Raw genomic sequence first — 26,141 nt, 5'->3', positions numbered from 1 at the left:
GCGCCGTTTGATTTATGTCGCTGGAAAAGCAAAAAGCCGATTCATTGCTGAATCGGCTTCTTTAAATAAATTGGCGGTGCGGACGGGACTCGAACCCGCGACCCCCGGCGTGACAGGCCGGTATTCTAACCGACTGAACTACCGCACCGCGCTGTGTTCCCCGTCGGGAACGAGGCGCATATTAATGGCAGGGCGATCAGCCGTCAACGCTTTTTCTGTGGCTTTGTTTCGTTTGCTGCTTTTTTCGACTTAACGCCGCTTTTCCACGCAAAATCAGCCATTTCAGGCACGCCACAGGCAGCTGCCGCCCTTCTTCATCACCAGATCTAAACGCCCTTCATGTGCCAGGCATTCTTCATCACTGGCGCTGACCACGCGCAGCCCGGATGCCGGACGCACAATACGCTGAATATTTTCACCATCGGCCTGGTTGCTTTGCTCACTGTCCAGCGAGAATGCCAGCGACGTCTGGCCACCGGTGATGGTCAGGAACACTTCCGCCAGGATTTCGGCATCGAGTAATGCGCCGTGCAGCGTACGCTTGCTGTTGTCAATTTCGAGACGGTTACAGAGCGCATCAAGGCTGTTACGCTTGCCAGGGAACATTTTACGCGCCATCGCCAGGCTATCGGTTATCTGGCAGAAGGTTTCCGTTTTGCCAATGTCGCGTTTCAGCATGGCAAACTCGTAATCCATAAAGCCGATATCGAACGATGCGTTATGAATCACCAGCTCAGCACCACGGATGTATTCAAGAAACTCATCGGCGATGTCACTGAAGCTGGGTTTATCCGCCAGAAACTCATCGGCAATACCATGCACGCCAAAGGCTTCCGGATCCACCAGCCGGTCGGGCTTGAGGTAGATATGGAAGTTGTTGCCGGTCAGGCGGCGATTGATAACTTCAACCGCACCGATTTCAATGATGCGGTGTCCTTCATAGTGCACACCGATCATGTTCATGCCGGTGGTTTCAGTATCGAGGACGATCTGGCGGTTATTTGCAGTGCTCATAGGACTCGTTTATGTCAGACTTGGCGTTTTGTCAGAAGGAAGTCTACCAGAGATGCGTAAACAGGTAGAAATATTCACCGATGGATCCTGTCTTGGCAATCCCGGTCCTGGTGGCTATGGTGCCATTCTGCGTTATCGCCAGCATGAAAAAACCTTCAGCGCCGGTTATCGCCTCACCACCAATAATCGTATGGAGCTGATGGCCGCCATTGTCGCGCTGGAAGCGCTGACGCAGCCGTGTGAAGTGGTGATCAGCACCGATAGCCAGTATGTGCGCCAGGGTATTACCAGCTGGATCCACAACTGGAAAAAACGTGGCTGGAAAACCGCAGATAAAAAACCCGTGAAGAATGTCGATCTGTGGCAACGACTGGATCTGGCGCTGAGTTCACACCAGATAGTGTGGGAATGGGTAAAGGGCCATGCCGGTCACCCGGAGAATGAACGCTGTGACGAACTGGCGCGCAGTGCCGCCAGCCAGCCGTCGCAGGACGATATTGGCTATCAGCCCGAATCCTGATCCTTCATTTTCCGAAACTGCCGCGTAGCGTTCACCGCCTGTCGTAGCTGCGTTTTACTCAGGCTTTTTTTCACTTTGGTGGGCGTTAACGGGAAGGTGCGTTTACGTGCCACCACCACATTCAGGCAACCCAGCGCAGGCAGATGCGCACTGATCACTTTGCCGCCCTGCCGGTGCCACGGCACCACCTGGAAGCGGGTACGGTAGACCACTTCGTAATTCAGCAGATTCAGCCAGTCCAGCAGTCGCATCTGGCTAAACATCCGTCCGCTCCAGGGCGCACGACCATGCAAGCCTGGAATGCCTTTGCTGATACCGAGCAGGCTAAAGGGATTAAAACCGCTGATAATCATCCAGCCATCGTCAATCAGGACCCGGTCCACTTCGCGCAACACGCGATGCGGGTCCTGGCTCCAGGCTAACGTATGCGCCAGCAAGCAGGCATCAATCGATTTGGCTTCAAATGGCAGCTGAGTCGCACGGGCAATCACCTGCAGCCCTTCGCCCTCTTCGCCAACATTAACCTGATGCGAAATAGCACAATGGCTGGTATTGATTTCTGCGCTCAGGCTGCCAATTTTAAGCATATGAAAGCCATACAGCTTGCCGAGCGAAGGCTGAAGTTGCTGTGTGAGTGCGTCGCGAAAATAGTCGCCCCAGGGCATGTCGCGCCAGGAGCGCGGCGCAGTCAGGATTTGGCGTGTTTTAGCCGGCTTCATGCTTTACCATCTTCCTTTTTCTACGGCCTGAGAGGTGTTTATGAATCTTACCAGTATTCCCGCATTGCAGGATAACTACATCTGGACACTGACGGATGACCAGCAAAATTGCCTGATTGTCGATCCTGGTGAAGCTCAACCGGTACTGGATAAAATTAAAGCCAATCACTGGCATCCGGTGGCGATTTTACTGACTCATCATCATCACGACCATGTGGGTGGCGTCAGTGAATTGCTCCAGCATTACCCCGATATGGCCGTTTTCGGTCCACAGGAAACTGCAGATAAAGGGGCAAAGCACATTGTCGCCGATGGAGATGAATTTACGCTGTCAGGGAGAAATTTTCGTGTCATCGCGACCCCCGGACACACTTTAGGACATATCTCATATTTCAGTTCGCCTTATCTTTTCTGTGGCGACACGATGTTTTCCGGCGGTTGCGGCAGATTATTTGAAGGCACTGCACAACAAATGTTTGATTCATTTCAAAAGCTTAATGAACTCCCTGACGACACCTTAATTTGCTGTGCCCATGAGTACACTTTATCCAATATGAAGTTTGCTGCGGCTATTCTGCCTCATGACCCGAAAATTTTGGCAAGGTATCAGCAAATTAAGGACTTACGTGCAGAAAATCGCATTACTTTACCCACAAATCTGGCGCTTGAGAGGGAAATAAATTTATTTTTGCGCACGCAAGATCCTGATTTGCAAAAGGCTTTAGGCGTTAATTTAGCAACCGCCCCGCTATGGCAAACTTTTGCTGTTCTACGCGAGAAGAAAGATCGTTTTTAATTTTTATGGTTGTGTTGTGTCAGACCGTCACGTATGATTGCTCGTCTTTTAAGCGAACTATTGACACACACATGAAGGCAAAAGCGATATTAATCGCCTCTGTCTTGCTGGTGGGAGGATGTCAGGCATCAAGGAATGACGCCACGATCCCAGAACAGCATGCTCAGAGCCTGTCTTCAGCTGGTCAAGGTGAAAATGGAAAGTACGGAGATCGCTTGTTGTCGCCGCGCTGGCAAGATGATGGAACAAGCCTCGCAGAAGACACTGATCTCTGGAATCACATTAGTGACGAGTTGAAGATGGGGATTCCGGATAACCCCCGGATCCGCGAACAAAAAACAAAGTACTTAAGAAATAAGAGCTATCTCCACGATGTAACATTACGGGCAGAGCCGTACATGTACTGGATTGTCGAGCAGATACAGAAACGTAAAATGCCGATGGAACTGGTACTGCTACCCATAGTGGAGAGCGCTTTTGACCCACATGCAACATCTTCTGCGAATGCCGCTGGCATCTGGCAGATTGTTGCAACAACGGGCAAAAACTATGGTTTGAAACAGAACCAATGGTATGACGGTCGCCGCGATGTGGTGGCTTCTACCAAGGTTGCGCTGGATATGATGCAGCGTCTCAACACCATGTTTGACGGTGACTGGTTACTGACCATCGCCGCCTATAACAGCGGTGAGGGACGAGTGCTGAAGGCGATTAAACAGAACAAGGCGCGCGGTAAGCCGACCGACTTCTGGAGCTTGTCGCTGCCACGCGAAACCACGGTTTATGTTCCTAAAATGTTGGCCTTGAGCGATATTCTCAAGAACAACAAGCGTTACGGCATCAAATTGCCGACCCCAAATGAGAGCCGTGCACTGGCTCGCGTGGAAGTGGGTCAGCAGATTGAGCTGACGCAGGCCGCAGATATGGCTGGTATGTCGTTAAGTAAGCTGAAAAGCTTCAATGCCGGCTATAAACACGGTACGACAGCGCCGAATGGACCGCACTACATTATGGTGCCTAAGTCCAATGTTGCTCAGCTACGCAATTCACTGGCATCCGGTGATATTGCCTCCGTGCAGCCGCAGCTGGCGAAAGCCAGTGATGCCGTTAGCAGCTATACGGTGCGCAAAGGTGACACCTTGTCTGGCATTGCCAGCAAGCTTGGCGTTAGCGTCAATGCACTGAAACAGCAGAATAACCTGCGCGGTGCCTCAGTTCGAATCGGTCAAAAATTGACCGCTGGCGACAAAGGCTCGCAGCTGGCCGATAACGGCAACAGCATCACCTATCGTGTTCGTAAGGGTGATTCTCTTGCCAGTATCGCGCGACGTCATGGTGTTAACATCCAGGACGTTATGCGCTGGAACAGTGTATTAACTGCTGCGAAAAGCATTCAGCCGGGGGATAACCTCACGCTGTTTGTCCATAATAGCGCAACGCCAGATACCTAATGGCTCGAAAAGGCTGACATTTGTCGGCCTTTTTCATTTTCTTATCGGGGAAAATCGGTTTTAGCGCGCTGCTGCCCAGGTGGAGTTAAATTCAACCAGCAATGGGTTGTGATCTGAAGCACGAGTCACCAGTACCGACGCCTCATTCACTTTCATATCGCGGTAAAACACAAAATCCAGTGGGCGGCCGAAGGCTTTCCGTCGATGGTCATCAGTAAAAGTCACTTCCCTTAATGACATCTCCTGAGCAAAGCGAAACAGCGCCTTCATGCGCTGACGACTCCAGGCGTTGAAATCGCCCGCCATAATCACCGGACCACGGTGATACTGAATCTGCTCACCAATCGGCCCCAGCTGTTTGCTGTAGACATCAATGCCAAGGCTGAAATTCACCGCATGAATGTTCACCACCATCAGCATTTCGCCGTTCGGTAGTGGGTAAGCCGTCACCAGTGCTGATTTTGCCAGCCGCAGTAACGGCTCACGCTCACGCAATGGGCAGCAATAAACAGGATGCGCCGATGCCAGCGTCATCACGCCAGAAGGATGCTGAGGCAGGACAAATGCGGGCACCTGATCGGCAGCAAGATAGTTGCTGGTAGCAAATCTGACCAGCTCAGGCGTGGTCTGTGCTTCCTGTAACAATACCAAATGCGCATCTTTGCCAAAGCCCTGCAGCACTGACATCCAGTCTGCTCGCTGCTGTTTAAAGATGTTCCAGACCAGGACCCTCAACGTTGGGTCGGCTGGCAATGGTGCGCCGGGCGGCAGTGCCTGCCCAAGATGCAGCATCGACCCCGGCGGAAAGATCCGCTCGGCAGGCTGACCTGCTACATAACGCATTGCATAGGTTTTTTTCCGCACTTTCCCGCCTGGCTAGTTACAAACAGACTTCACCTGACTGTTATAGGGATTTTAGCGCGGGGTTTCAATTGGTGTTCTTGATTGTCGGAATGGATATTTCGGCTTAAACGTAAACAGCCTGACATTTGGCAGGCTGTTTCTGAAGATTATTGTGCAGCCATAACGGCGCGTGGCTTATCCAGCAAACCACTGAGGCGTACCAGCAACAAGGCAATAAAGACAATCACTGCCCCCACCCACGGCGTTTGTGCTAATCCATAATGCTGCACAATATACCCGCCAACCGTGGAGCCCAGTGCGATACCAATATTAAAGGCGGCGATGTTGAGTCCAGAGGCAACGTCTACCGCTCCGGGGGCATAGTGTTCTGCCTTCTGTACCACGTAAACCTGCAAGCCAGGCACGTTGGCGAAGGCAAAGATGCCCATGATGATCACTGTCGCTAACGCCAGGTAGTGCGTATTGGCCGTGAACTGAAAGACGGCTAACAAAATCGCCAGAGCAGCGAATATTATGGTCAGGGCTGGCACGGCACCCCGACGGTCCGCCAGTTTTCCACCCCAGATATTACCTATCGCCACAGCGATACCATATCCCAGCAAAATAATGCTCACGGCTGAGGGAGAGAAGCCTGCCAGAGACTGCATCATCGGCGCCAGAAAGGTAAAGGCTGTAAACACGCCACCATAGCCCAACGCAGTAATCGCATAGATCAATAATAAACGTGGATTGGTCAGCACCCGAGCCTGTTGCAGTAACGACGTAGCGGGCGGCTGTGCAATATTACGCGGCACCAGCAACATGCTACCGATCAGGGCAATCACCCCCAGCATAGAGACTGCAAGAAAACTCTCACGCCAACCGAAATGCTGTCCTATCAGCGTTCCCAGCGGCACCCCCGTCACCAGCGCGACGGTCAGACCACCAAACATAATCGCAATCGCACTGGCCGCTTTCTCTTTGCTTACCAGGCTGGTCGCGATGGTGGAGCCTACAGAGAAGAATACACCGTGTGCCAGGCCGGTTAGCAAACGGGCAATTACCAGCGTTTCATAGTTCGGTGCCTGCCAGGCCACCAGGTTCCCCAGAGTAAATAGTGCCATCAATCCCATCAGCAAATGCTTACGCGGCAATTTCCCGGTGAGAGCAGTAAGTATCGGCGCACCTACGGCAACCCCGAGAGCATAGATAGAGACCAGCATCCCGGCAGAAGGAAGCGTGATGGCGAGCTGTTCCGCAATGGTCGGGATTAACCCAACGATGACAAATTCAGTTGTTCCGATAGCGAAGGCGCTGATGGTTAGCGCCCAAAGTGCAAGTGGCATGATTGACTCCCATTGGTTTTGATGGGCGTCAGTATCTGCTTATGCTTTAATGACAAAAAGGTGCAAAGTAACAATAGACTTTTGCTTTTGGAGGGATAATGAAGGCATCGTCAGATGAAGTGAAGGTGTTCATCGCTGTGGTCGAAAGTGGCAGTTTTAGCCGCGCTGCTGAGCAGTTAAATATGGCCAATTCGGCCGTCAGCCGCACGGTTAAAAAGCTTGAAACTAAGCTGGGTGTGGCTTTATTGACCCGTACTACGCGTCAGCTGGCACTCACTCATGAAGGCGAACACTATTTCCGTCGCGTACAGAAATTGATGCAGGAAATGTCGACTGCCGAAAACGAGTTGATTGAACGTCAGCAAGCTCCGCAGGGTTTGCTGCGTATTGATGCAGCAACACCGGTGATTCTGCATTTGCTACTGCCAATGATTAAGCCTTTTCGCGAACGTTATCCAGATGTCACGCTCTCGCTCATCTCCTCAGAAAGCTTTATTAATCTTATCGAGCGAAAAGTCGACGTTGCCATTCGCGCAGGAACACTAACGGACTCCACCCTGCGCGCTCGTCTGCTGTTTATCAGCTACCGTAAATTGGTCGCAACGCCGGCTTATCTGGCGAAATATGGCATTCCTGAGTCGGTGGCCGATCTGGCCAATCATGAATGTCTGGGCTTCGTTGAACCCCTTCGCCTCAATCGCTGGCCAGTGGCACAGGAAAATGGCGAACTTTATGATATCCAGCCAGGTATGTCGTCAAACAGCGGAGAGACACTGAAACAGCTTTGCCTGAATGACAATGGTATTGCCTGTTTGTCGGACTATATGGTCGATAAAGAAATTGCTGAAGGGACCCTGGTGGAATTGCTGGCGCAACTGCGTCTGCCGGTAGAAATGCCCTTTAATGCGGTTTACTACAGTGATCTTGGTGTGAGCCAGCGTGTGCGGGCGTTTATTGATTTTCTTAGCGAGTGGGTGCAGAACCAGCCCTGGCGTAGCCAGGACTGATCATTTCACGCTTAATCCCAGGACGGTGCCAGACCTTCCGGGCTGACCATACGTTGTGCTCGATCCAGAGCATGGATCTTATCCATATCTTCACGATCCAGCGTCAGATCCTGCGCATGCAGATTGCCTGCAAGGTTCTCACGTTTGGTCGATGATGGAATCACCGCATAACCCAGCTGCATTGCCCACGCCAGCACAACCTGCGCAGGAGTGGCCTGATGTTTTTGCGCAATCGCCTTAATGACTTCGTCTTTCAGCGCTTCGCCATAAGCCAGCGTCATATAGGAGGTAATGTGAATGCCCAGCTCCTGAGCAAACTCCACTACCTGCTCATTCTGCAAATACGGATGCAGCTCGATCTGATTCGTCGCGATATTTTCCACACCTACGGCTTCAATTGCCTCTTTCATCAGCGCGATGGGGAAATTTGAAATGCCGATCTGGCGCGTCAAACCCGCTTCTTTGGCAGCCATTAATGCCTGCATACTTTCTTTCACTGAAACAGCGGCTCCTGGGGATGGCCAGTGGATCAGGGTAAGATCGACGTAGTCGGTGCGCAATTTGAACAAGCTATCTTTGAGACTGGGAATCAGTTTGTCGGCAGAGAGGTTTTCTACCCAGATCTTAGTCGTCACGAACAGCTCACTACGTTCGATGCCACTTTCGGCAATCGCCTGGCCCACTGCGGCTTCGTTTTCATAGATCTGAGCGGTATCGATAGTACGATAACCCAACTCAAGTGCAGTTTTAACTGAATGAATAACAACGTCGTCTTGCAGACGGAAAGTACCTAAACCAAAAGCTGGGATTGTCATGATTTCCTCATCAGTGAATGGAATATTTCGATGAGGGATATTGTGACAGCATCATTACTGCTGAAAAATCCGCTTATAAGCAGAGGAATTTTGCGTTTCAGTCAACAATCAATGTTGATATGCCAGAAATGAAAAAGCCCTGACTTTTCAGTCAGGGCTAATCAAGAGAGTGGCGGTGCGGACGGGACTCGAACCCGCGACCCCCGGCGTGACAGGCCGGTATTCTAACCGACTGAACTACCGCACCACCGAATACTGCATTACCAGCGGGGTCTCGCTGATAACCGGTGTTACCTTTTCAGATAAGTACCTTAAATTGATGCCTGGCAGTTCCCTACTCTCGCATGGGGAGACCCCACACTACCATCGGCGCTACGGCGTTTCACTTCTGAGTTCGGCATGGGGTCAGGTGGGACCACCGCGCTACAGCCGCCAGGCAAATTCTGTTTATCCGCACCGCCCTCGCAGGCCGCACGAATCAATCCGTTCGAACAATGCTGAAAATCTTCTCTGGTCTCTCACCAAAACGCCTCTGGCGTTGTAAGGTTAAGCCTCACGGGTCATTAGTACCGGTTAGCTCAATGCATCGCTGCACTTACACATCCGGCCTATCAACGTCGTCGTCTTCAACGTCCCTTCAGGACTCTCAAGGAGTCAGGGAGAACTCATCTCGGGGCAAGTTTCGTGCTTAGATGCTTTCAGCACTTATCTTTTCCGCACTTAGCTACCGGGCAATGCCATTGGCATGACAACCCGAACACCAGTGGTGCGTTCACTCCGGTCCTCTCGTACTAGGAGCAACCCCCCTCAATTCTCCAGCGCCCACGGCAGATAGGGACCGAACTGTCTCACGACGTTCTAAACCCAGCTCGCGTACCACTTTAAACGGCGAACAGCCGTACCCTTGGGACCTACTTCAGCCCCAGGATGTGATGAGCCGACATCGAGGTGCCAAACACCGCCGTCGATATGAACTCTTGGGCGGTATCAGCCTGTTATCCCCGGAGTACCTTTTATCCGTTGAGCGATGGCCCTTCCATTCAGAACCACCGGATCACTATGACCTGCTTTCGCACCTGCTCGAGCCGTCACTCTCGCAGTCAAGCTGGCTTATGCCATTGCACTAACCTCCTGATGTCCGACCAGGATTAGCCAACCTTCGTGCTCCTCCGTTACGCTTTGGGAGGAGACCGCCCCAGTCAAACTACCCACCAGACACTGTCCGCAGCCCGGATTACGGGCCTACGTTAGAACATCAAACATTAAAGGGTGGTATTTCAAGGTCGGCTCCACGCAGACTGGCGTCCACGCTTCAAAGCCTCCCACCTATCCTACACATCAAGGCTCAATGTTCAGTGTCAAGCTATAGTAAAGGTTCACGGGGTCTTTCCGTCTTGCCGCGGGTACACTGCATCTTCACAGCGATTTCAATTTCACTGAGTCTCGGGTGGAGACAGCCTGGCCATCATTACGCCATTCGTGCAGGTCGGAACTTACCCGACAAGGAATTTCGCTACCTTAGGACCGTTATAGTTACGGCCGCCGTTTACCGGGGCTTCGATCAAGAGCTTCTCCTTACGGATAACCCCATCAATTAACCTTCCGGCACCGGGCAGGCGTCACACCGTATACGTCCACTTTCGTGTTTGCACAGTGCTGTGTTTTTAATAAACAGTTGCAGCCAGCTGGTATCTTCGACTGGCTTCAGCTCCGGGAGCAAGTCCCTTCACCTAATGCCAGCGTGCCTTCTCCCGAAGTTACGGCACCATTTTGCCTAGTTCCTTCACCCGAGTTCTCTCAAGCGCCTTGGTATTCTCTACCTGACCACCTGTGTCGGTTTGGGGTACGATTTCGTGTTACCTGGAGCTTAGAGGCTTTTCCTGGAAGCAGGGCATCAGTTACTTCACCACCGTAGTGGCTCGTCATCACGCCTCAGTGTTAAAGAAGACCGGATTTGCCTGGTCTTCACACCTACACGCTTAAACCGGGACAACCGTCGCCCGGATAACCTAGCCTTCTCCGTCCCCCCTTCGCAGTAACACCAAGTACAGGAATATTAACCTGTTTCCCATCGACTACGCTTTTCAGCCTCGCCTTAGGGGTCGACTCACCCTGCCCCGATTAACGTTGGACAGGAACCCTTGGTCTTCCGGCGAGCGGGCTTTTCACCCGCTTTATCGTTACTTATGTCAGCATTCGCACTTCTGATACCTCCAGCAGACCTCACAGTCCACCTTCAGCGGCTTACAGAACGCTCCCCTACCCAACAACGCCTAAGCGTCGCTGCCGCAGCTTCGGTGCATGGTTTAGCCCCGTTACATCTTCCGCGCAGGCCGACTCGACCAGTGAGCTATTACGCTTTCTTTAAATGATGGCTGCTTCTAAGCCAACATCCTGGCTGTCTGTGCCTTCCCACATCGTTTCCCACTTAACCATGACTTTGGGACCTTAGCTGGCGGTCTGGGTTGTTTCCCTCTTCACGACGGACGTTAGCACCCGCCGTGTGTCTCCCGTGATAACATTCTCCGGTATTCGCAGTTTGCATCGGGTTGGTAAGCCGGGATGGCCCCCTAGCCGAAACAGTGCTCTACCCCCGGAGATGAGTTCACGAGGCGCTACCTAAATAGCTTTCGGGGAGAACCAGCTATCTCCCGGTTTGATTGGCCTTTCACCCCCAGCCACAGGTCATCCGCTAATTTTTCAACATTAGTCGGTTCGGTCCTCCAGTTAGTGTTACCCAACCTTCAACCTGCCCATGGCTAGATCACCGGGTTTCGGGTCTATACCCTGCAACTTAACGCCCAATTAAGACTCGGTTTCCCTTCGGCTCCCCTATACGGTTAACCTTGCTACAGAATATAAGTCGCTGACCCATTATACAAAAGGTACGCAGTCACACCCCGAAGGATGCTCCCACTGCTTGTACGTACACGGTTTCAGGTTCTGTTTCACTCCCCTCGCCGGGGTTCTTTTCGCCTTTCCCTCACGGTACTGGTTCACTATCGGTCAGTCAGGAGTATTTAGCCTTGGAGGATGGTCCCCCCATATTCAGACAGGATACCACGTGTCCCGCCCTACTCGTCGGACTCACAATCTGTGCATTTTCGTGTACGGGGCTGTCACCCTGTATCGCGCGACTTTCCAGACGCTTCCACTAACACACAAACTGATTCAGGTCCTGGGCTGTTCCCCGTTCGCTCGCCGCTACTGGGGGAATCTCGGTTGATTTCTTTTCCTCGGGGTACTTAGATGTTTCAGTTCCCCCGGTTCGCCTCGTTAACCTATGTATTCAGTTAACGATAGTGCACAAGTGCACTGGGTTTCCCCATTCGGACATCGCCGGCTGTTGCGGTTCATATCACCTTGCCGGCGCTTTTCGCAGATTAGCACGTCCTTCATCGCCTCTGACTGCCAGGGCATCCACCGTGTACGCTTAGTCGCTTAACCTCACAACCCACAGGCGTTTTGCAACGCTTATGAATCGTAAGCTTTTGAGAGACTCGAACGCGTCGCTTTCATTTCTTATTACGGAGAAATGACACAACGCGTCGTTTCAAATTTTCAGCTTGTTCCGGATTGTTAAAGAGCAAATATCTCAAACGTGACTCGTAAGTCAGTTTTGAGATACTGAGCAGCGACACCTTTCACCTGTCACCAAGCAAGTGGCGTCCCCTAGGGGATTCGAACCCCTGTTGCCGCCGTGAAAGGGCGGAGTCCTAACCGCTAGACGAAGGGGACACGAATGTGTCACGACTTCGCAGCCGTCTTGCTCATTACTTTTCTATCAGACAATCTGTGTGAGCACTTCGAAGGAAGGTATCTTCAGGTAAGGAGGTGATCCAACCGCAGGTTCCCCTACGGTTACCTTGTTACGACTTCACCCCAGTCATGAATCACAAAGTGGTAAGCGCCCTCCCGAAGGTTAAGCTACCTACTTCTTTTGCAACCCACTCCCATGGTGTGACGGGCGGTGTGTACAAGGCCCGGGAACGTATTCACCGTAGCATTCTGATCTACGATTACTAGCGATTCCGACTTCATGGAGTCGAGTTGCAGACTCCAATCCGGACTACGACGCACTTTATGAGGTCCGCTTGCTCTCGCGAGGTCGCTTCTCTTTGTATGCGCCATTGTAGCACGTGTGTAGCCCTGGCCGTAAGGGCCATGATGACTTGACGTCATCCCCACCTTCCTCCGGTTTATCACCGGCAGTCTCCTTTGAGTTCCCGACCGAATCGCTGGCAACAAAGGATAAGGGTTGCGCTCGTTGCGGGACTTAACCCAACATTTCACAACACGAGCTGACGACAGCCATGCAGCACCTGTCTCACGGTTCCCGAAGGCACTAAGGCATCTCTGCCAAATTCCGTGGATGTCAAGGCCAGGTAAGGTTCTTCGCGTTGCATCGAATTAAACCACATGCTCCACCGCTTGTGCGGGCCCCCGTCAATTCATTTGAGTTTTAACCTTGCGGCCGTACTCCCCAGGCGGTCGACTTAACGCGTTAGCTCCGGAAGCCACGCCTCAAGGGCACAACCTCCAAGTCGACATCGTTTACGGCGTGGACTACCAGGGTATCTAATCCTGTTTGCTCCCCACGCTTTCGCACCTGAGCGTCAGTCTTCGTCCAGGGGGCCGCCTTCGCCACCGGTATTCCTCCAGATCTCTACGCATTTCACCGCTACACCTGGAATTCTACCCCCCTCTACGAGACTCTAGCCTGCCAGTTTCGAATGCAGTTCCCAGGTTAAGCCCGGGGATTTCACATCCGACTTGACAGACCGCCTGCGTGCGCTTTACGCCCAGTAATTCCGATTAACGCTTGCACCCTCCGTATTACCGCGGCTGCTGGCACGGAGTTAGCCGGTGCTTCTTCTGCGGGTAACGTCAATCGATGAAGCTATTAACTTCACCGCCTTCCTCCCCGCTGAAAGTACTTTACAACCCGAAGGCCTTCTTCATACACGCGGCATGGCTGCATCAGGCTTGCGCCCATTGTGCAATATTCCCCACTGCTGCCTCCCGTAGGAGTCTGGACCGTGTCTCAGTTCCAGTGTGGCTGGTCATCCTCTCAGACCAGCTAGGGATCGTCGCCTAGGTGAGCCGTTACCCCACCTACTAGCTAATCCCATCTGGGTTCATCCGATGGTGTGAGGCCCGAAGGTCCCCCACTTTGGTCTTGCGACGTTATGCGGTATTAGCTACCGTTTCCAGTAGTTATCCCCCTCCATCGGGCAGATCCCCAGACATTACTCACCCGTCCGCCACTCGTCACCCGAGGAGCAAGCTCCTCTGTGCTACCGTTCGACTTGCATGTGTTAGGCCTGCCGCCAGCGTTCAATCTGAGCCATGATCAAACTCTTCAATTTAAGTTTGATGCTCAAAGAATTAAACTTCGTAATGAATTACGTGTTCACTCTTGAGACTTGATATTTTTTAAGTCCGTAGACTTTTGATATCAATCCTGCGAGTGCCCACACAGATTGTCTGATAAATTGTTAAAGAGCAGTGCGAGCAGCGGGTTAACCGTCTGTCGCGAGGTGGCGTATATTACGCTTTCCTCCTTCAGAGTCAATCACTTTTTTCAGTGATTTTCTCTGGCGGGATGAATCACTTCGTCCCTCGCTGACCGTCTGCGTTGCCGCTTTGCCGTGTCAGTGGAGGCGCATTATAGGGAGACTCTGACGAAGCGCAAGCGCAAATTTCAACTTTTTTACTGTTCGGCTGAAATTTGTGCAAAAGGCCCGTTTTTAACCCTTTTTAATGCGTGCTGGCAGGTCAGCCAGGCTATCAATTACCCAATCTGCCGCCGCTTCACCTTCCGCCGTCACCGGTTTGCCAGTACGCACCAGCACTTTAGTACCGACACCAGCCGCCTGCGCTGCCTGCATATCTTCCAGTTTGTCACCCACCATATAAGAAGCGGCCATATCAATATGCAAATGTTCCTGCGCCGAAAGCAGCATGCCAGGCTGTGGTTTACGGCAATCACATTGCTGACGATAAGCTTCCACAGTCGCATCCGGCAGATGCGGACAAAAATAGATACCGTCGAGATCAACATCACGGTCTGCCAGCGACCAGTCCATCCACTCGGTCAGCTGCATAAACTGGTCTTCCGTAAACATGCCGCGCGCAATGCCCGACTGATTAGTCACCAGTACCAATGCAAAGCCCATTTTTTTCAGCGCCTGCAGCGCCTCGATGGTGCCTTCAATAAACTGAAAATTATCGATCTCATGAACATAGCCGTGATCGACATTCAATGTGCCATCACGATCAAGAAAAATAGCCGGGACTTTGTTCGCCACGTAGAAACTCCTGCTGCAAAAATTGCCGCTCAGTATGGCATGATTGCGCATAATGAGAGAATGGCAGATTGAATGACTTTCGTTGATTTAGCCGTCTGGATGCCTTAACATCCATCCTGATTTCATATGGCTCAGACCGATGAAAACCGAAACACCACGGATAACGCAACACGATAATAATTAACCTAATGATTAAACTAGAAAATATTAGCAAAGTGTTCCAGCAAGGTTCACGCACTATTCAGGCGTTGTCAAACGTCAGCCTGCATGTGCCTGCCGGACAAATTTATGGCGTCATCGGTTCGTCCGGTGCCGGTAAAAGTACACTCATTCGCTGCGTCAATTTGCTGGAGCGCCCCACTTCTGGCCGTGTGGTCGTCGGTGGTCAGGATCTGACCTCGCTCTCAGGTGGTCAACTGACGCTGGCTCGCCGCCAGATTGGCATGATCTTCCAGCATTTTAATCTGATGAACTCGCGTACCGTCTCCGGCAATGTCGCTTTGCCGCTGGAGCTGGGTAATCTTTCACGTGAACAAATTAAGAAACGCGTCAGTGAATTGCTGGAGCTGGTTGGACTGGCGGATAAGCATGACGCCTGGCCAGCCAATCTGTCCGGCGGCCAGAAGCAACGTGTGGCGATTGCTCGTGCACTGGCAAGCAATCCCAAGGTACTACTGTGCGACGAGGCCACCAGCGCGCTGGATCCAGCCACTACGCGTTCCATCCTGGAGCTGCTGAAGGATATTAACCGTCGTCTCGGCCTGACCATTCTCTTGATCACTCATGAAATGGATGTTGTGAAGCGCATCTGTGATCAGGTAGCTGTCATCAGCAATGGTGAACTGATCGAGAAAGACAGCGTAAGTGAAGTGTTCTCTCATCCGAAAACCCCGCTGGCGCAGCAGTTTATTCAGTCAACACTGCATCTCGATATTCCTGACGACTATCAGCAACGCATGTCCGCACAGCCTGTAGCAGGAAGCGTACCTTTATTACGTCTGGAATTTACCGGCAAGTCGGTCGATGCCCCACTGCTGTCGGAAGCGGCACGCCGCTTCAACGTTAACAACAACATTATTAGTGCGCAGATGGATTACGCCGGTGGCGTGAAGTTCGGCATTATGCTGGCCGAAATGGACGGTAGTGAAGAAGATACCAAAGCCGCGATTATCTGGCTGAAAGAGAACCACGTGAAAGTAGAGGTACTGGGTTATGTCTGAAGCGATGATGTGGCTGCTGGGACGTGGCATTTGGGAAACGCTGATGATGACCTTCGTCTCAGGCTTTTTTGGTTTTGTGCTCGGTCTGCCGGTTGGCGTTCTGCTGTACGTCACGCGTCCGGGCCAGATTCTGGCGAACGGAGCGCTGTATCGCGTACTTTCTGCGCTGGTGAATATCTTCCGTTCGATTCCGTTCATTATTCTGCTGGTATGGATGATTCCCTTTACCCGCGCGATCGTCGGCACCTCAATTGGTCTGCAGGCGGCTATCGTTCCGCTTACCGTCGGTGCGGCTCCGTTTATCGCCCGTATGGTCGAAAACGCCCTGCTGGAGCTGCCTACTGGTTTAATCGAAGCATCACGCGCCATGGGTGCCACACCCTTGCAAATCGTCCGTAAAGTCCTGTTGCCAGAAGCCCTGCCGGGACTGGTGAATGCCGCTACAATTACCCTGATTACGCTGGTCGGTTACTCCGCCATGGGTGGTGCCGTGGGTGCTGGCGGCCTGGGACAGATTGGCTATCAGTATGGTTACATCGGCTATAACGCCACCGTGATGAATACCGTGCTGGTACTGCTGGTTGTGCTGGTTTATTTAATCCAATTCTGTGGCGACCGCATCGTGCGTGCTGTGTCCCATAAGTAAGCAAGCAATATCAATATTCTCTATTAAGGAAAGGATATGTCTTTTACATTTAAAAAGATTGCCGCTGTGGGCGCTCTGATTGGCGTGATTGCGCTGGCAGGATGCGATCAGAAAGCAAAAGATCCAAACCACATTAAAGTGGGTGTGATCGTCGGTGCTGAGCAGCAGGTTGCTGAGACAGCACAGAAAGTCGCGAAAGAGAAATATGGGCTTGATGTTGAGCTGGTCACTTTCAACGATTACGTTCTGCCGAACGAAGCGTTGAGCAAAGGTGATATTGACGTCAACGCCTTCCAGCACAAGCCGTATCTGGATCAGCAGATCAAAGATCGTGGTTATAAACTGGTACCGGTTGGCAACACCTTCGTTTACCCGATTGCCGGTTACTCCAAAAAGATCAAATCTCTGGATGAACTGCAGAACGGTGCACAGATTGCCATTCCGAATGACCCGACTAACCTCGGCCGTTCACTGCTGCTGCTGCAGAAAGTGGGCCTGATCAAACTGAAAGACGGTGTTGGTCTGCTGCCAACCTCGCTGGATATCACCGAAAACCCGAAAAACCTGAAGATTGTTGAGCTGGAAGCGCCGCAGTTACCGCGTTCACTGGACGATCAGCAGATTGCGCTGGCCGTGATCAACACCACCTACGCCAGCCAGATTGGCCTGACTCCGGCTAAAGACGGTATCTTCGTAGAAGATAAAGATTCACCGTACGTGAACCTGATCGTTAGCCGTGAAGATAATAAAGACGCTGAAAACGTGAAAAAATTTGTCGAGGCTTACCAGTCTGACGAAGTTGCTGAAGCAGCGAACAAAATCTTCAATGGCGGTGCTGTGAAGGGTTGGTAATCCCTCCCCTTTCATACCTTGCAGGGCGGCTTCGGCCGCCCTTTCTTTTGCCGGTTGTGGCACCTGACTTGTTATTTACCGTTGTCCTTGTTTCAATAACGCCACTTTTAAAAACATGAGGATGTTGCCATGCGTTTTTTACCGCTCTGCTTGTTAGCATTGATGCTAACCGGGTGTGTGCGTGAATATCACCCGATAAGCAGTGCTTCATCGCGCCCGCAGCAGCAATCCAGTGAGCCGGAACGCAGACCTGCACCGCGCCCGGCCCCGGTGAAGATCTACACTGATGCGACCGACCTGGTCAGCAAACCGTTCCGCGATCTGGGCGAAGTCTCCGGCGATGATTGCCAGAACAGCAATCAGGATTCACCACCGAATATCAATACCGCCCGTAAACGCCTGCAACAGAGAGCCGCAGGAATGAAAGCGAACGCCGTGCTGCTGCACAAATGCGAAATCGTCTCCACCACCCCAGGCTGCTATCGTCAGGCTATCTGTCAGGGTTCTGCACTGAAAGTCGCCAATCAATGAGTGAGTTTGCCTTTGCGCAAATCGGTGTGATCCGCTCACCGTGGAAAGAGAAATTTGCCGTCCCGCGCCAGCCCGGTCTGGTGCAGGATGGCGGTGGTGAGCTGCATCTGCTGCCGCCTTATAATCAGCCTGAAACAGTACGTGGCCTGGAAGCATTCAGCCATTTATGGGTGCTGTTTATCTTTCATCAGACGATGGAAGGTGGCTGGCGTCCCACCGTGCGTCCGCCACGCCTTGGTGGCAATGCACGCATGGGGGTATTTGCCACACGTTCAACCTTTCGCCCAAACCCTATCGGTATGTCGCTGGTTGAACTCAAAGGTATTCGCTGTGAGAAGCAGCAGGTCATTTTACAACTTGGCAGCCTCGATTTAGTGGATGGTACGCCGGTTGTCGATATCAAACCCTATCTGCCGTTTGCCGAGGCCTTGCCTGATGCACGCGCTGGGTTCGCGCAGGCCGCGCCTGAAGCCTCAATGCCGGTGCGTTTCTCCCCGCTCGCACTGACGCAACTTCAGCAACACCAGCAACAACATCCTCATCTGACGCGTTTTATCAGCGATGTGCTGGCGCAGGATCCCCGTCCGGCGTATCGGAAAGGAGAGGAAACCTGTCGCGAATATGCCGCATGGCTGCTCGATTTTAATGTGCGCTGGCGGATTGATGAGGCAGGTACAGAGGTGGTCGCGATCGATCCGCGCTAAAACCCGCTTTTGAGTGGCTGATCTCGCTGGTACACTAGCCGCCAGCAAAATTTTTTGTCAGTGACCTTCCGTATAACTGGAATCGTAATCAATGCGTACTACTCAATATTTGCTCTCCACTCTGAAGGAGACGCCCTCCGATGCGGAAGTCATCAGCCACCAGCTGATGCTGCGCGCCGGGATGATCCGCAAACTGGCTTCAGGACTCTATACCTGGTTACCGACCGGCATCCGCGTACTGAGAAAAGTTGAAAACATCGTGCGTGAAGAGATGAACAACGCTGGCGCGATTGAGATCTCCATGCCAGTGGTTCAGCCAGCCGATCTGTGGGAAGAGAGTGGCCGTTGGGAGCAATATGGCCCCGAACTGCTGCGTATTAAAGACCGTCACGATCGTCCGTTCGTGCTGGGTCCGACGCATGAAGAAGTCGTTACTGACCTGATTCGCAACGAGTTAAGCTCCTACAAACAGCTGCCACTCAACCTGTATCAGATCCAGACCAAATTCCGTGACGAAGTCCGTCCGCGCTTCGGTGTGATGCGTTCGCGTGAGTTCATCATGAAAGATGCTTACTCGTTCCACGTTTCGCAGGAATCGCTGCAGGAAACCTATGACGCAATGTATCGCGCCTACAGCCAGAGCTTCAGCCGTATGGGGCTGGATTTCCGTGCCGTGCAGGCCGATACCGGTTCGATTGGCGGTAGCGCTTCGCATGAGTTCCAGGTACTGGCCCAGAGCGGTGAAGATGATGTGATCTTCTCCAGCGAATCTGAGTACGCGGCCAACATTGAGAAAGCTGAAGCACTGGCACCGGCAGGTGAACGTCCGCAGCCGACGCAGGAAATGGTGCAGTTCGACACGCCGAACGCTAAGACCATCGCCGAACTGGTTGAGCAGCATCAGTTGCCGATTGAGAAAACCGTTAAAACGTTGTTCGTGAAAGGCACAGCAGAAAGCGGCCATGCGCTGGTTGCCCTGTTGCTGCGTGGCGACCACCAGTTGAACGAAGTGAAAGCCGAGAAGCTGGATATCGTCGCTGCTCCGCTGGAAATGGCAACTGAAGCTGAAATCCGTGCGGTGCTGGGCGCAGGCCCGGGCTCCCTCGGCCCGGTAGGTTTGACCATGCCGGTCATTGCGGATCGTACCGTGGCGAAAACCAGCGATTTCTGTGCGGGCGCTAACATCGATGGTAAACACCTGAGCGGTATTAACTGGGGCCGTGACCTGCCAGAACCGCGCGTGGAAGATATCCGTAACGTCGTTGCTGGCGATCCAAGCCCGGACGGTAAAGGTACGCTGCTGATTAAGCGTGGTATCGAAGTCGGCCACATTTTCCAGCTTGGCACCAAGTACTCAGACGCACTGAAAGCCGCAGTCCAGGGCGAAGATGGTCGCAATCAGATCATGACCATGGGTTGCTACGGTATCGGTATTACCCGCGTTGTTGCAGCCGCTATTGAGCAGAATCATGATGATCGTGGCATCATCTGGCCAGCCGCGCTGGCACCGTTTGAAGTCGCGATTCTGCCGATGAATATGCACAAATCTTTCCGTGTGAAAGAAGTCGCGGAAGAGCTGTACAACACCCTGCGTGCTAAAGGCATCGATGTGATTCTGGATGACCGTAAAGAGCGTCCGGGCGTGATGTTTGCCGATATGGAACTGATTGGTGTGCCACACACCATCGTCATTGGCGACCGCAACCTCGATAACGCCGAGATCGAGTACAAAGCGCGCTCTGCCAGTGAGAAAGAGATGATTAAGCACAGCGAAATCGTTGATTTCCTGGCAAAGGCTCTGAACAAGTAATGTCCCCAGGCGCCTCCCTCCGGAGGCGCTTTTTTTAACGTACTTTCCCCCGCAACGACTTGGTGCTACTCCGCCGCGCTTTACCTTCCAGCCGCCGTTCTTTCGATGCGCGTGTTGGACGAGTGGCACGCCGTACTTTCTCCACGGTAGTGAGTTCCCGAATCAGGTTAATCAATCGCTGCACTGCCGCCTCACGATTCATTTCCTGGCTGCGGTACTCCTGAGCTTTGATAATCACCACCCCTTCATCGGTGATCAGATGGTGTCGGGCTGCCAGCAGACGCTCTTTGTAGAACGGTGGCAGCGACGATGCTGCGATATCAAAACGCAGATGAATGGCGGTAGACGTTTTATTTACATGCTGTCCACCCGCACCCTGCGCACGAATGGCACTCAGCTCAACCTCATTTTCCGGCAGTGAAACGGAGCGTGACAATACAATCATCTGTCACCTGCTGCCTGTTGGGGGGCGATACCGCGTAATAACCTGTTCATCAACTTAACCTTTTGTGCTCTTTACGCATGCTCAGGACCAGCGAATTTTGTCACTTTCATGTTTTTCTCTGCGTGCTTCACGCTGTTGCCTGGCTGATTTCAATGAAATGCCTGTGATATAGTCACCTATCAACCAGAGTATTGATACTCTGCTGAGGAGGTGAATGTGCAAAAGTATTGTGAGTTAGTTCGCCAGAAATATGCCGAGATTGGCAGCGGCGACCTGGGGTATGTGCCAGACGCCATTGGATGTGCGCTGAATGCACTCAATGATATTGCCGCTAATTCTGCGCTAAACTCTTCTGTCAGGGAACAGGCAGCCTATGCCGCTGCGAACTTATTGGTGAGCGACTATGTTGACGAATGAAGCCTACAAACCCATCAACTGCGATGACTACGACAACCTGGAACTCGCCTGCCAAAAACACTGGACGCTGTCGCTGGAGTTGAAAAGCGGCGAACAGCTCAAGGCGAAAGCCGTGGACATGGTCTCACGTAAAAACGTTGAGTACCTTGCTGTCGACCTCTCCGGTGAAACACGCGAGCTGCGGCTCGATCACATCGCCAGCTTCAGTCATCCTGAGCTGGGCACCGTCATCGTCAGCGAAGACGAGTAACCTTCCAATGGGCGGGAAGTTTCACATCCCGCCCCCCTCATTTACGGTTGTAGCGAACTGTAATACGCCGCCAAATCGGCCATATCCTCATCACTTAACCCAGCCACAAACGCCTTCATGACTTCAGCCTGACCGCCACTACGCTCGCCTTTTTTGTATGCCTGCAGGGAATGCAGCAGATAAGGCGCATGCTGCCCGGCCAGATTAGGATACAAAGGCACTGCGCTTTTTCCCTCAGCACCGTGGCATGCCATACAGCTGGCAGCTTTCTGCGCACCTGCCTTAATATCACCGTCGGCCAGTGCCGGCAGTGCCACGACTAAAAACGCCGCCGCGATCCAGTGTTTCATCATTGCTCTCCGTTTTATTGTTGTTTTAACCAAATCGCCTGCCAGCCTTGCTCATTACTGGCCGCGCCTTCACGGGTGATAAATAAACCCGGGGCGCAGATTAACGTCTGGTTGTAATAAATCAGTGGGATGCGTTCGCGCTGCCACGGTGGAATACCGGCTTCCTGCCATAGTTTTTTCATCTCGCGCCCACCCGTCCGGCCCTGCAGGTGAAAATAGCCCTGCGCCTGAAAACGCACGCTGACTTGTTCATCTGCGGCGGGAAAACGTAACTGTGGGACTTCAGGGCACGCCTGCAATTCACCCAGTTGATCAGGTAATTGCAGCGGCCGTGAACGGTCATCCCAGGTAAGTAAGTGCTGACTGAGGGAGACCTGCGGTGGCAGCCAGTAAAGGTGCTGGCGATAACGGCGTAGCTCGAAAGCGCCAAAGCTCAGACAGGGTTGTGCGTCTTCCCGGCTTTGCATGACTTCACGGGTGATACGCAACAAGGCATCACGCGAAGGCATCGCCCCTCCCTGCCCGGCAATCCAGCGACGCAGCAACGCATGGCGACGAGCTTCGCTCATGCTCAACAGAGACGTGAAGGTCAGCCGCCCCTGCTCATCCGTAAGCTGTGTGAGCTGCTCCGCCAGCAGCTCATTCAGCAGTTGTTCCTGCTCACCGCACAGTGCGGCACTGCGTGCAGCGGCAGCGCTAAAATGCGGCCAGCGCGCCTGCAACTCAGGGATCACCCGCTGACGCAGAAAGTTACGATCGTAGCGACAATCTGCGTTGCTCTCGTCTTCAATCCAGCTCAGTTGATGTTCTGCCGCCCAGGCTTCCAGCTGCTGACGGCTGATCCCTAACAGCGGACGCAGATGCTGCTTTTCTCCGAGGAAACGCTGCGCAGGCATCCCTGCCAGCCCCGCCGGACCGCTGCCACGTTTTAGCGCCAGCAACAGGGTTTCACATTGATCATCAAGGTGCTGGGCGGTAAGTAAGCACTCACCGGGCTGCAACTGCTGAAACAACGCCTGGTAACGTACCTCACGGGCTGCGGCTTCTATCCCCTGCTCGCGACCATCAACCTGAACAGGCAACACCGCTAAGGGGATACCCCATTGCTGGCAAATTTGCTGGCAATGCGCCGCCCAGCCATCCGCATTGGGGCTTAAACCATGATGAACATGTAAGGCGCGCAGGTGAAGCTGCGGGTGCTGCTGTTGCCAGCAAACCAATTGGTGCAGCAGAACGGTGGAATCCAGCCCACCGCTGAACGCAAGCACATAGCGGGCGTCGGGTGTCAGCAGTGCAGCAAGATGGGACAAAGACATGGCGAGTTCCGTGAAAGCGAGCCACCTGATTGCGGCTCGCGACGGCGGTATTTTACGCCTGATACAGCTCCAGCGGCAAACCATCCGGATCTGAGAAGAAAGTACAGGCTTTACCGGTCAGGGCATCGATACGAATCGGTTCACACACCACGCCTTTCTCTGCCAGCGCCGCGACCGATTGTTCAACATCCGCAACGCAGAACGCCAGATGGCGTAAACCACAGGCTTCCGGCTGGCTGACGCGTGCCGGTGGCGACGGGAAGGAGAACAGCTCAATGGTGTACACCCCATTCAGGCCGAGATCGCCCTTCCAGGAATCACGCTCCGCCCGGTAAAACTCCCCCAGCAATTCAAAGCCCAGCACATCACAGTAGAACGCCTTACTGCGCGCATAATCCGTCGCGATAATGGCAATGTGGTGGATCTGTTTAATTTGCAGCATAGCGGCTCCGGTTTTCTGATTTGCCGCCTACCTTACGCGGCAGGCGGCCAGCTGAAAAGAGGCTTTTGTCCGAAGTTAATGATCGTTCTCGCCTTTTAATACCCGCACCAGATAGCGTCCATCCTCCGTCAGCGTGGCACCGTGGATATCGGTTTCAAAGCCAGGATAGTGCCGCCCGATGGTACAGAGCATCAGCAGGAAATCGAGCACCGCGCGGCTTTGCTCGGTGATCATTTCCCCCGGCATCACCAGTGGCACGCCCGGTGGGTAAGGTAAAATCATATTGGCTGAAATTCGGCCCACCAGCTCACGAATGTCTACCGTTTCCACCTGCCCTTTCACCTGCTGCTGAAAGGCCTGATGGGGCGTCATCTTCATCTCCGGCAAGACATCAAATGCTTTCAGCATCAGGCGGGGGAGATCATGTTGCAGGATCAACTGATGGATGCCCTGAGCCAGCGTCTGAATTCGCATGTTGCGGTAGAAATCGGGATCTTCGGCATACAGATCCGGCAACATGTTTTTTACCCGCAGGTTGAGATCGTAAGCACGTTTAAACTCCGTCAGGCCGCGCAGTACGCTCATCGCTTTGGTTTTATCAATACCGATACTGAACAGGAACAACAGGTTATATGGCCCGGTTTTTTCTACCACCACACCACGCTGGTCGAGGAATTTCGCTACCAGCGCCGCCGGAATCCCCTCTTCCGCCATCACACCCAACTCGCTCATCCCTGGCGTCAGGATAGTGACCTTGATCGGATCGAGATACATATGATCACGATCGGCCTGGGTAAAACCGTGCCACTCTTCTTCACCTGGCTGGATCGGCCAGCATTCCGCTTCATCAACCTGCTCTGGCTGCCAGATATCAAAGAACCAGCCATCAGACTCCTCGCGCAAGCGCTGGATTTCACGCCGGAAATGTAAGGCACGCTCCACCGAACGATTGATCAGCCGTTTACCCGGATTACCCCGCAGCATCGCCGCTGCCGTTTCGATTGAGGAAACTATCGCGTAATTCGGTGAGGTGGTGGTATGCATCATGTAGGCTTCATTGAAGGTCTGCTCGTCGTAATCCCCTTTGATGTGAATGAGCGAAGCCTGCGAAAAGGCAGCCAGCAGTTTATGCGTTGACTGCGTTTCATAGAAAACCTTACCTGGCACACGATCGCCGCTCATACCGCTTTTACCGGCGTAGATCGGGTGAAAATTGGTGTAGGGCACCCAGGCCGAATCGAAGTGGATCGAGGGCACATCCAGCGTTTGTTTGATGTATTGCGTGTTGTACAACAGGCCATCGTAGGTTGAGTTGGTGATCACCGCATGTACCGGCCAACTGGCGCGAGCCGTTGCATCAACTTTGTGCTGAATGCTGTCGCGCGTAAACTCGCGCTGCGGAATACCCCCCAGAATTCCCAGAGCATTGCGCGTAGGCTTCAGCCACAGCGGAATAATATCGCTCATCATCAGCAGATGCGTCAGTGACTTATGGCAGTTGCGGTCGATCAACACCGTGCTACCCGCCGGGGCCGCATACATACCGACGATCTTATTTGACGTCGAGGTGCCGTTAGTCACCATGTAGCTTTGCTCGGCACCAAAGGTACGCGCTACGTACTCTTCTGCTTCCAGATGCGGGCCGGTGTGATCGAGCAGTGAACCCAGTTCCGTGACCGAAATAGAGATATCCGCTTTTAGCGTGTTAGCCCCAAAGAAATCATAGAACAGGCTGCCGACCGGGCTTTTCTGAAACGCCGTACCGCCCATATGGCCCGGTGTACAAAAGGTGTATTTCCCCTCTTTGACATAGGTAAACAGCGCTTTAGTCAGCGGAGGCGTGATTTTATCAATGTACTCATCGGTATACTGACGGATATGCAGCGCGATATCGTCGGCGGCACTTAATGCATACTCAAAGAAATGCAGCGCCATGCGCATCTCGTTGATGCTGACATCCATTTGCGAATGGGTGTTGATAAAGGCATATAACGGCAGATATTCATTGAGCTGATTGATCTCGCTGCATAATTCCAGGCTGTAGTCGTCCCAGTCAAAAATTACGCCGCAGATGCGTGGATTTTGCTCAATCAGCTTGAGCAGATCGCTGGCATTGGTGGGATAGACGGTCTGAAACCCCTGTAGCTTCAGCGCAGCATCCAGCTCACGAATCGGTTCATCTTTGTAGAAAACGCCGTGCGCTCCCATGATCGCAAGAATATTCAATGCTCACCTCCTGTGGTGTTGTGGCACTGAATAATGATAGCGAAAAGTGGGGGGCGCTGGCCGTCAGAATGCTCTGCTGTTGTTCAGACGTAAAAAAAGCGGACCGGAGT

23 protein-coding genes, 3 tRNA genes and 3 rRNA genes are annotated in these 26,141 nt (G+C 52.9%); 12 read left to right on the top strand and 17 right to left on the bottom strand.

Annotation, left to right across the window (positions count from 1 at the left end):
- Positions 1 to 71: 71 nt before the first annotated feature.
- Positions 72 to 148 (bottom strand) — tRNA-Asp (locus tag AC6I8X_RS04325).
- 134 nt (positions 149 to 282) lie between these two features.
- The gene (gene dnaQ, locus AC6I8X_RS04320) at positions 283 to 1,014 is read right to left on the bottom strand and encodes a DNA polymerase III subunit epsilon (RefSeq protein WP_497840625.1); all 732 of its coding nucleotides are present in this window, start codon (positions 1,012 to 1,014) and stop codon (positions 283 to 285) included.
- On the opposite strand from dnaQ, the gene rnhA reads away from it, so the two are divergent.
- Entirely contained in the window at positions 968 to 1,534 is a 567-nt protein-coding gene (rnhA, locus tag AC6I8X_RS04315) for a ribonuclease HI (protein WP_167379253.1), read from the top strand. The genes dnaQ and rnhA overlap by 47 nt on opposite strands.
- Here rnhA and AC6I8X_RS04310 read toward each other — a convergent pair.
- Positions 1,519 to 2,253 carry a class I SAM-dependent methyltransferase gene (locus tag AC6I8X_RS04310; RefSeq protein WP_299457252.1) on the bottom strand — a complete coding sequence of 245 codons (735 nt, stop codon included), beginning with the start codon at positions 2,251 to 2,253 and terminating at the stop codon, positions 1,519 to 1,521. The genes rnhA and AC6I8X_RS04310 overlap by 16 nt on opposite strands.
- Positions 2,254 to 2,293: 40 nt before the next feature.
- Here AC6I8X_RS04310 and gloB point away from each other — a divergent pair, with 40 nt between their 5' ends.
- On the top strand, positions 2,294 to 3,049 hold the full coding sequence (gloB, locus tag AC6I8X_RS04305; RefSeq protein WP_497840624.1) for a hydroxyacylglutathione hydrolase: 756 nt from the start codon (positions 2,294 to 2,296) through the stop codon (positions 3,047 to 3,049).
- Positions 3,050 to 3,120: 71 nt separating this feature from the next.
- Entirely contained in the window at positions 3,121 to 4,500 is a 1,380-nt protein-coding gene (gene mltD / locus AC6I8X_RS04300; protein ID WP_497840623.1) for a murein transglycosylase D, read from the top strand.
- Positions 4,501 to 4,560: 60 nt separating this feature from the next.
- On the opposite strand, the gene AC6I8X_RS04295 is transcribed toward mltD, so the two are convergent.
- The gene (locus AC6I8X_RS04295) at positions 4,561 to 5,364 is read right to left on the bottom strand and encodes an endonuclease/exonuclease/phosphatase family protein (protein ID WP_313690086.1); all 804 of its coding nucleotides are present in this window, start codon (positions 5,362 to 5,364) and stop codon (positions 4,561 to 4,563) included.
- A gap of 146 nt (positions 5,365 to 5,510) precedes the next feature.
- A complete protein-coding gene (locus AC6I8X_RS04290; RefSeq protein ID WP_497840622.1) occupies positions 5,511 to 6,689 on the bottom strand; it encodes an MFS transporter in 1,179 nt (392 codons plus the stop codon).
- A 98-nt stretch (positions 6,690 to 6,787) separates the two neighbouring features.
- Here AC6I8X_RS04290 and yafC point away from each other — a divergent pair, with 98 nt between their 5' ends.
- Positions 6,788 to 7,696 carry a DNA-binding transcriptional regulator YafC gene (gene yafC, locus AC6I8X_RS04285; protein WP_416413084.1) on the top strand — a complete coding sequence of 303 codons (909 nt, stop codon included), beginning with the start codon at positions 6,788 to 6,790 and terminating at the stop codon, positions 7,694 to 7,696.
- Between the two features lie 11 nt (positions 7,697 to 7,707).
- Here yafC and dkgB read toward each other — a convergent pair whose 3' ends face one another.
- The 7 genes from dkgB to gmhB form a co-directional block, all read right to left on the bottom strand.
- The gene (gene dkgB, locus AC6I8X_RS04280; RefSeq protein WP_497840621.1) at positions 7,708 to 8,511 is read right to left on the bottom strand and encodes a 2,5-didehydrogluconate reductase DkgB; all 804 of its coding nucleotides are present in this window, start codon (positions 8,509 to 8,511) and stop codon (positions 7,708 to 7,710) included.
- Positions 8,512 to 8,681: 170 nt separating this feature from the next.
- A tRNA-Asp gene (locus AC6I8X_RS04275) sits at positions 8,682 to 8,758 on the bottom strand.
- Positions 8,759 to 8,832: 74 nt separating this feature from the next.
- Positions 8,833 to 8,948, bottom strand: a 5S ribosomal RNA gene (rrf, locus tag AC6I8X_RS04270).
- A 105-nt stretch (positions 8,949 to 9,053) separates the two neighbouring features.
- A 23S ribosomal RNA gene (locus tag AC6I8X_RS04265) occupies positions 9,054 to 11,958 on the bottom strand.
- Between the two features lie 216 nt (positions 11,959 to 12,174).
- A tRNA-Glu gene (locus AC6I8X_RS04260) sits at positions 12,175 to 12,249 on the bottom strand.
- Between the two features lie 89 nt (positions 12,250 to 12,338).
- Positions 12,339 to 13,880 (bottom strand): 16S ribosomal RNA (locus AC6I8X_RS04255).
- The 16S, 23S and 5S rRNA genes sit together here with 2 tRNA genes alongside, the layout of an rRNA operon.
- A gap of 381 nt (positions 13,881 to 14,261) precedes the next feature.
- Positions 14,262 to 14,822 carry a D-glycero-beta-D-manno-heptose 1,7-bisphosphate 7-phosphatase gene (gmhB, locus tag AC6I8X_RS04250; RefSeq protein ID WP_084872894.1) on the bottom strand — a complete coding sequence of 187 codons (561 nt, stop codon included), beginning with the start codon at positions 14,820 to 14,822 and terminating at the stop codon, positions 14,262 to 14,264.
- A 188-nt stretch (positions 14,823 to 15,010) separates the two neighbouring features.
- Here gmhB and metN point away from each other — a divergent pair, with 188 nt between their 5' ends.
- The 6 genes from metN (at position 15,011) to proS (ending at position 20,585) form a co-directional block, all read left to right on the top strand.
- Complete coding sequence (gene metN, locus AC6I8X_RS04245) at positions 15,011 to 16,042, top strand: methionine ABC transporter ATP-binding protein MetN (protein ID WP_084872892.1); 1,032 nt, start codon at positions 15,011 to 15,013, stop codon at positions 16,040 to 16,042.
- Positions 16,035 to 16,688: a methionine ABC transporter permease MetI gene (locus AC6I8X_RS04240; RefSeq protein WP_013507970.1), complete on the top strand. Its 654-nt coding sequence runs from the start codon at positions 16,035 to 16,037 to the stop codon at positions 16,686 to 16,688. Before metN ends, AC6I8X_RS04240 begins: the two co-directional genes overlap by 8 nt.
- A 36-nt stretch (positions 16,689 to 16,724) precedes the next feature.
- On the top strand, positions 16,725 to 17,540 hold the full coding sequence (locus AC6I8X_RS04235; RefSeq protein ID WP_084872890.1) for a MetQ/NlpA family lipoprotein: 816 nt from the start codon (positions 16,725 to 16,727) through the stop codon (positions 17,538 to 17,540).
- A 129-nt stretch (positions 17,541 to 17,669) separates the two neighbouring features.
- Complete coding sequence (rcsF, locus tag AC6I8X_RS04230) at positions 17,670 to 18,071, top strand: envelope stress sensor lipoprotein RcsF (RefSeq protein ID WP_313687936.1); 402 nt, start codon at positions 17,670 to 17,672, stop codon at positions 18,069 to 18,071.
- Positions 18,068 to 18,775, top strand: coding sequence for a tRNA (N6-threonylcarbamoyladenosine(37)-N6)-methyltransferase TrmO (gene tsaA / locus AC6I8X_RS04225; RefSeq protein ID WP_497840620.1), 708 nt, complete (start codon positions 18,068 to 18,070; stop codon positions 18,773 to 18,775). The genes rcsF and tsaA overlap by 4 nt, the downstream gene beginning before the upstream one ends.
- 91 nt (positions 18,776 to 18,866) lie before the next feature.
- Positions 18,867 to 20,585, top strand: coding sequence for a proline--tRNA ligase (gene proS, locus AC6I8X_RS04220; protein ID WP_313687932.1), 1,719 nt, complete (start codon positions 18,867 to 18,869; stop codon positions 20,583 to 20,585).
- A 34-nt stretch (positions 20,586 to 20,619) separates the two neighbouring features.
- Here proS and arfB read toward each other — a convergent pair whose 3' ends face one another.
- Complete coding sequence (gene arfB, locus AC6I8X_RS04215) at positions 20,620 to 21,030, bottom strand: alternative ribosome rescue aminoacyl-tRNA hydrolase ArfB (protein WP_084872881.1); 411 nt, start codon at positions 21,028 to 21,030, stop codon at positions 20,620 to 20,622.
- 216 nt (positions 21,031 to 21,246) lie between these two features.
- Between arfB and AC6I8X_RS04210 the strand changes: the two genes are divergently transcribed.
- Together AC6I8X_RS04210 and rof are read left to right on the top strand one after the other, a co-directional pair.
- Positions 21,247 to 21,447, top strand: a complete 201-nt coding sequence (locus AC6I8X_RS04210; protein ID WP_013507964.1) for a YaeP family protein — start codon at positions 21,247 to 21,249, stop codon at positions 21,445 to 21,447.
- Positions 21,434 to 21,697, top strand: a complete 264-nt coding sequence (gene rof, locus AC6I8X_RS04205; protein ID WP_084872879.1) for a Rho-binding antiterminator — start codon at positions 21,434 to 21,436, stop codon at positions 21,695 to 21,697. Before AC6I8X_RS04210 ends, rof begins: the two co-directional genes overlap by 14 nt.
- Positions 21,698 to 21,738: 41 nt before the next feature.
- Here the strand turns inward: rof and AC6I8X_RS04200 are convergent, their stop codons facing one another.
- From AC6I8X_RS04200 to AC6I8X_RS04185, 4 genes are all read right to left on the bottom strand, one after another.
- Entirely contained in the window at positions 21,739 to 22,047 is a 309-nt protein-coding gene (locus tag AC6I8X_RS04200) for a c-type cytochrome (RefSeq protein WP_299458300.1), read from the bottom strand.
- A gap of 14 nt (positions 22,048 to 22,061) precedes the next feature.
- Positions 22,062 to 23,363 carry a tRNA lysidine(34) synthetase TilS gene (gene tilS / locus AC6I8X_RS04195; RefSeq protein ID WP_497840619.1) on the bottom strand — a complete coding sequence of 434 codons (1,302 nt, stop codon included), beginning with the start codon at positions 23,361 to 23,363 and terminating at the stop codon, positions 22,062 to 22,064.
- 52 nt (positions 23,364 to 23,415) lie between these two features.
- Positions 23,416 to 23,805, bottom strand: a complete 390-nt coding sequence (locus tag AC6I8X_RS04190) for a VOC family protein (protein ID WP_313687927.1) — start codon at positions 23,803 to 23,805, stop codon at positions 23,416 to 23,418.
- Positions 23,806 to 23,880: 75 nt separating this feature from the next.
- Positions 23,881 to 26,031, bottom strand: a complete 2,151-nt coding sequence (locus AC6I8X_RS04185) for a lysine decarboxylase LdcC (protein WP_497840618.1) — start codon at positions 26,029 to 26,031, stop codon at positions 23,881 to 23,883.
- Positions 26,032 to 26,141: the final 110 nt, after the last annotated feature.

The organism is Pantoea sp. X-Soil-TKNS-1280 (genome assembly GCF_059730475.1).
This window is presented reverse-complemented; position numbering and strand designations above follow the sequence as displayed.

Coding starts and splice junctions, on each gene's coding strand:
- dnaQ (WP_497840625.1), bottom strand. CDS start 1,014: ATGAGCACTGCAAATAACCGCCAGATCGTCCTCGATACTGAAACCACC.
- AC6I8X_RS04310 (WP_299457252.1), bottom strand. CDS start 2,253: ATGAAGCCGGCTAAAACACGCCAAATCCTGACTGCGCCGCGCTCCTGG.
- gloB (WP_497840624.1), top strand. CDS start 2,294: ATGAATCTTACCAGTATTCCCGCATTGCAGGATAACTACATCTGGACA.
- mltD (WP_497840623.1), top strand. CDS start 3,121: ATGAAGGCAAAAGCGATATTAATCGCCTCTGTCTTGCTGGTGGGAGGA.
- AC6I8X_RS04290 (WP_497840622.1), bottom strand. CDS start 6,689: ATGCCACTTGCACTTTGGGCGCTAACCATCAGCGCCTTCGCTATCGGA.
- yafC (WP_416413084.1), top strand. CDS start 6,788: ATGAAGGCATCGTCAGATGAAGTGAAGGTGTTCATCGCTGTGGTCGAA.
- dkgB (WP_497840621.1), bottom strand. CDS start 8,511: ATGACAATCCCAGCTTTTGGTTTAGGTACTTTCCGTCTGCAAGACGAC.
- metN (WP_084872892.1), top strand. CDS start 15,011: ATGATTAAACTAGAAAATATTAGCAAAGTGTTCCAGCAAGGTTCACGC.
- AC6I8X_RS04240 (WP_013507970.1), top strand. CDS start 16,035: ATGTCTGAAGCGATGATGTGGCTGCTGGGACGTGGCATTTGGGAAACG.
- AC6I8X_RS04235 (WP_084872890.1), top strand. CDS start 16,725: ATGTCTTTTACATTTAAAAAGATTGCCGCTGTGGGCGCTCTGATTGGC.
- rcsF (WP_313687936.1), top strand. CDS start 17,670: ATGCGTTTTTTACCGCTCTGCTTGTTAGCATTGATGCTAACCGGGTGT.
- tsaA (WP_497840620.1), top strand. CDS start 18,068: ATGAGTGAGTTTGCCTTTGCGCAAATCGGTGTGATCCGCTCACCGTGG.
- proS (WP_313687932.1), top strand. CDS start 18,867: ATGCGTACTACTCAATATTTGCTCTCCACTCTGAAGGAGACGCCCTCC.
- arfB (WP_084872881.1), bottom strand. CDS start 21,030: ATGATTGTATTGTCACGCTCCGTTTCACTGCCGGAAAATGAGGTTGAG.
- rof (WP_084872879.1), top strand. CDS start 21,434: ATGTTGACGAATGAAGCCTACAAACCCATCAACTGCGATGACTACGAC.
- AC6I8X_RS04200 (WP_299458300.1), bottom strand. CDS start 22,047: ATGAAACACTGGATCGCGGCGGCGTTTTTAGTCGTGGCACTGCCGGCA.
- tilS (WP_497840619.1), bottom strand. CDS start 23,363: ATGTCTTTGTCCCATCTTGCTGCACTGCTGACACCCGACGCCCGCTAT.
- AC6I8X_RS04190 (WP_313687927.1), bottom strand. CDS start 23,805: ATGCTGCAAATTAAACAGATCCACCACATTGCCATTATCGCGACGGAT.